This is a genomic window from Neisseria sp. P0022.S010, from assembly GCF_051956635.1.
The window spans coordinates 1-237 of the sequence record NZ_JBQCXF010000977.1; the positions used below are offsets into that span (position 1 = coordinate 1).

A 237-nucleotide genomic window follows, 5' to 3' on the forward strand; every position below is an offset into this window, starting at 1 on the left:
TTCACACAGACGGTTGATAAAGGTAAAGTCGCTTTCGAGATACTGGGTTACATACTCGCGGACGGTGTAGCTGCGGCTCTTTTGGAAACGGTAGTCGACACCGGAGAAGCCGTGGTGTTTGAAGACGGCGACAATGATGTCGGGAATGGTTTGGTGTTGGAACAGCCGGGAAGTTTGGAAATGTTTTAAAGCCGCGAAGCGCGGCTCTAAAACAAAGCGGTAAACGGTTTCATCCTT

Annotated in this window: 1 protein-coding gene; it reads right to left on the reverse strand. The window is 49.8% G+C overall.

Annotated features, from left to right (window positions below; genetic code table 11):
- The coding region (locus ACTHUT_RS22410) for a contractile injection system protein, VgrG/Pvc8 family (RefSeq protein WP_440386931.1) at positions 1 to 237 on the reverse strand (237 nt) is incomplete at both ends.